Origin of the sequence: Noviherbaspirillum sp., from assembly GCF_035944575.1 — a bacterium.
In the GTDB taxonomy this organism is placed as follows: domain Bacteria; phylum Pseudomonadota; class Gammaproteobacteria; order Burkholderiales; family Burkholderiaceae_D; genus Noviherbaspirillum.
Genome location: NZ_DASZBA010000011.1, coordinates 1 through 3,973 on the forward strand (window position 1 = coordinate 1; position 3,973 = coordinate 3,973).

The following is a 3,973-nucleotide window of genomic DNA, read 5'->3' on the forward strand; positions in this document are numbered from 1 at the left end:
CCGCATTACCTTTCAGCTCCCAGCATGCGCTGGTATTCGACGAGCAAACCGGCCAGGTTCTGCTCGAAAAGAATGCCAATGAGGTGGTCCCGATCGCTTCGGTTACCAAGTTGATGACCGCAATGGTCGTGCTCGACGCCAAACTGGATATGGAGGAAGCAATCACCATCGAACAGGTGGACGTCGACGTGCTCAAACACAGTTCATCCCGGGTACCCGTCGGCACCGTCCTGCCGCGCAAATCCATGCTGCAACTGGCCTTGATGTCTTCCGATAACCGCGCCGCCGCTGCGCTGGCACGCACCTATCCGGGCGGAAACGCGGCTTTCGTGCAGGCGGTTCGCGCCAAGCTGGTTGCGCTGGATATGCGCAACACGTCGATCGAGGAGCCCACCGGACTATCACCCTACAACCGTTCGACCGCCACGGATCTCGTCAAGATGGCGACCGCGGCTTCGTATTATCCCGAGATCACCCGCATGTCCACCGAAACCGGAGAATTGATGGATATCAATGGTCAACCGGTCCAATACAGGAACACTAATCGGCTGGTCGGCAAAAAAGGCTGGGACATACAGTTGTCGAAGACCGGCTTTACCCGCGAAGCGGGCCGCTGCCTGGTCATGCGCGTGCAGGCCGCCGGAAAGAACGTGATCGTGGTCCTGCTCAATGCCAAGGAAGCCGCAGCCCGCATGCTGGACGCGGAAAATGTTCAACGCTACCTCGAGGGCGAGCCGATCTTCACTGCCCAGGCAACGGCCTTGAAAGCTGTTTCGACCAAACCCAGGGCCGGCAAGCGCGCCGTCCTGGAAGCCAAATCCCAGGGGCGCATCAAGGCAACAAAAAAAGCGCGTATTCGGTAACCGCACCGGATTTGATGCATCCCAAGTTCGGTTCCGGCGCAACGATTTTCCTGCAACTGATTGCCGCAATTCCAGTCCATTGCAGATAAAAGCATGTTGCGCCGGATTGAGTCGATGTGCGAACCGGCTAAGTCGACTACAATTCCTGTTCAGCGTATTGCATTCGAATCGAATCGCGCTTCAATCATCCAGCATGGCGCAGCATCCACACACCGCACCATCATCAGCGGAACGAAACGTTGCAATAACCATACGAAAGCAGAAACCTTATTTGGGCAGCCTGGGAAATCAGTGAATACACCTACCAATAACAACAAACAGAATAACGGCGTTGTCATGACCGACTTTCATCTGAGAGTGCTGGTGGTCGAGGACAACCAGGATCTCGCACGGCTGTTTTGCGACTTGCTGGAAGTAATGGGCTGCGAAACAAGCGTCGCCTTCAACGCACATTCCGGGATTGAAGCGGCGCGTCAGAATCCGCCCGATCTGGTTTTTTGCGATCTGCGGCTACCGGGCGAAAAGAATGGTTTGGATCTGGCGCAGACATTGCGGGCTGATGATCAGCTGTCGCGCATTCCCTTGATTGCAGTTACGGGCTATGTTGACGACACCGAGGAAAAGCGCGCGTTGGCTGCCGGTTTCGACCGCATCTTCGCCAAACCGATCAAGTTCGCCCAGATTCAGGACGTTCTCAAGGGTTATTACGCCGCCAGGCAGCAATAAATCCTCCTGCAAATCCTCCTGCCTTACTACGCCGGATCATCCGAAGCGATGATTTCGGTCGTCTCAGCGCAATCTTGCGGCATGTTGTAAGCTTTCCGACACACCCGATTACGGAGAGCGCTCATGAAACGTCCTGTACTGCTCGTCTTGCCTGTCCTGTTCTGCACTGCCAGCGCCTTTGCCCATCACGGCTGGAGTGAATACGACGCCAATCAGCCGCTGAAACTGGAAGGCACCATCCAGGAATCCGGCTATGTCCACCCACACGGATTCGTCGTTCTCAAAACTCCCAATAAAACGTGGACGGCCGTCCTCGCACCGCCAACGCGTATGGAAAACCGCGGGCTCGCCAAGGAAATGCTGGCGCCGGGCGGTAAAGCAACGGTCGAAGGCTATCCGAACCGGGAAAAGCCCGAAGAAATGCGTGCCGAGCGCATCATTATCAATGGCAAAACCACTGAGCTGCGCTGATGCACGAAACGGCGGGCATATTCGGTTGGTTGGCTGCTTCAGGGCTTGGCCAGGCGATGCGAGGGTGGCTGTGGCTGTATCCGATCGTGGAGATCGTGCATATCGTCGGGTTCGTGGTGCTGGTCGGCGCGGTCGCCATGTTCGATCTCCGGATACTGGGCTTTGCCAGGCAACTGCCGGTACCGGCACTCGGGGGGCATCTGCTGCGATGGTCTGCCGCCGGCCTGATCCTGATCATTCCGGCCGGCTTGATGATGTTTTCCGCCCATCCCGATGAATTCGCCGCCAGTACCGTTTTTCGTCTCAAGCTCGCCCTGATCGCCGCCGCCGGCCTCAATGCCGCAATTTTCCATATGGGCGTCTATCGCTCGGCTGCCACCTGGGGACAGAATGCCGCCATACCGGCTTCGGCAAAGGTGCAGGCACTGCTGTCGCTGCTGTTGTGGATTGCGGTGATTTCCTGCGGCAGGCTGCTTGCGTACACCTAAATAACGGAGGGTATTGTGGGATTCACGCTATGGTTCAAGCGTTTCCTGATGAGCTTGATACCGGCTGTGCTGTTCAGCGCGGTGCAACCGTCCTATGCCGCCAGCGAGGATGCCTGGTCGTCCCTGAAAAGTGGCAATCGCGTGGTATTCATCCGCCATGCGGTGACCGAACCGGGGGTCGGCGATCCCGAGGGCTTCGTGATTGGCGCCTGCAGCACCCAGCGTAATCTATCCGCGCAGGGCAGGGCAGATGCAAAGGCCATCGGGGAAGCCTTTCGCAGCCGCGCCATTCCGGTGTCGGAGGTGCTGACGAGCCGTTGGTGCCGCTGTGTCGACACGGCGATGCTGGCATTCGGGAAGGCGACCCCGGCGCCGATGATCGATTCAATGTTCAATGACCGGGAAAAATCCGATGAGGCGAAAATTCGCGAGGTGATTGCCTATGCCGGCAATACCGGGAAGCGCGCCACCCCGGGCAACCTGGTTCTGGTCACCCATGCGGTGAATGTCCAGGCGCTTACCGGTGTATATCCGGCGCCGGGCGAGATTGTCGTGACCACGTTTGACGCGGGCAAATTCAAGCCGGTCGGGCGGATCAATCTGTTCTCCCGCTAGGTGGTTTCTGATAGGGACTGCGCAGTTCGGCGCTGCGCTCGCGGTGCTTCGCGCATCTCCGTACGCCTGCGCTCCCAGTAGCAACGACAAACCGCTCGCAACCTTATCAAACGCGTTCTAGGCCGACCTGGCCGCTTTCGCGGCTTTTCGCTCCACCATCTTCATCAACGCATACAGGGTCTCCAGCATCGGAATCGGGACGTTTTCGCGTCGTCCGGCCCGCACGGCGTTACCCAGAATGATTTCGGTTTCCATCGGACGGCCGTTCTCGTAATCGAGCGCCATGCTGGTCTTGTAGGGCGGGGCTTTGCGCGTGCCTTCGATATATTGATCGACGAGCTGCGGCGGCAGCGGATGACCGGTCGCCGCAGCGACGTCGCATACCTCGCGCATTGCGCGCCGGACGAACGATTCGCCTTCCTCGGCATTGAGCATATCGTCGGTGTCGAGCACGCCACCCATCACCGATGCCGGATTGAACACCGCGTTCCACAGGCATTTCTGCCAGCGGGCCGTCACCACGTTGTCCGCCAGGGTGATCTTGATGCCGCTCTTCTCGAACATCGCCGCCAGGGTGCGTGCGCGGTCGGTGACGCCGGACGGATAGTTGCCGAAGGTGAGATCACCGAAGGCGTAGTGCCTGACCTTGCCGGGCGCGATCCTGCTGACCTGCACGAAGGCAAGGGCGCTGATGAGCTCATTGTCGGGGAATGCCTCGGCGATTTCGTCTTCGATCTCCACGCCGTTCTCGATCAGCACGATGACGGTTTCGGGGCCGACCGCATCACGGATCAGCGCGACCCGGTCGGT

6 protein-coding genes are annotated in these 3,973 nt (G+C 58.7%); 5 read left to right on the forward strand and 1 reads right to left on the reverse strand.

The features are described 5' to 3' along the window. The 5 genes from VGU61_RS00495 to VGU61_RS00515 form a co-directional block, all read left to right on the forward strand. A partial coding sequence (locus VGU61_RS00495) for a serine hydrolase (RefSeq protein WP_326857132.1) occupies positions 1-863 on the forward strand: 863 nt, incomplete at its 5' end. Between the two features lie 60 nt (positions 864-923). Continuing rightward, a complete protein-coding gene (locus tag VGU61_RS00500) occupies positions 924-1,589 on the forward strand; it encodes a response regulator (protein WP_326857133.1) in 666 nt (221 codons plus the stop codon). A 123-nt stretch (positions 1,590-1,712) separates the two neighbouring features. After that, positions 1,713-2,060: a DUF6152 family protein gene (locus tag VGU61_RS00505; protein WP_326857134.1), complete on the forward strand. Its 348-nt coding sequence runs from the start codon at positions 1,713-1,715 to the stop codon at positions 2,058-2,060. After that, complete coding sequence (locus tag VGU61_RS00510) at positions 2,060-2,548, forward strand: DUF6644 family protein (RefSeq protein WP_326857136.1); 489 nt, start codon at positions 2,060-2,062, stop codon at positions 2,546-2,548. Before VGU61_RS00505 ends, VGU61_RS00510 begins: the two co-directional genes overlap by 1 nt. A gap of 15 nt (positions 2,549-2,563) precedes the next feature. Further along, positions 2,564-3,163, forward strand: coding sequence for a histidine phosphatase family protein (locus VGU61_RS00515; RefSeq protein WP_326857137.1), 600 nt, complete (start codon positions 2,564-2,566; stop codon positions 3,161-3,163). A gap of 117 nt (positions 3,164-3,280) precedes the next feature. Here the strand turns inward: VGU61_RS00515 and VGU61_RS00520 are convergent. Further along, positions 3,281-3,973 (reverse strand): 2-dehydropantoate 2-reductase (locus VGU61_RS00520; protein WP_326857138.1); only part of this gene is annotated, 693 nt, incomplete at its 5' end.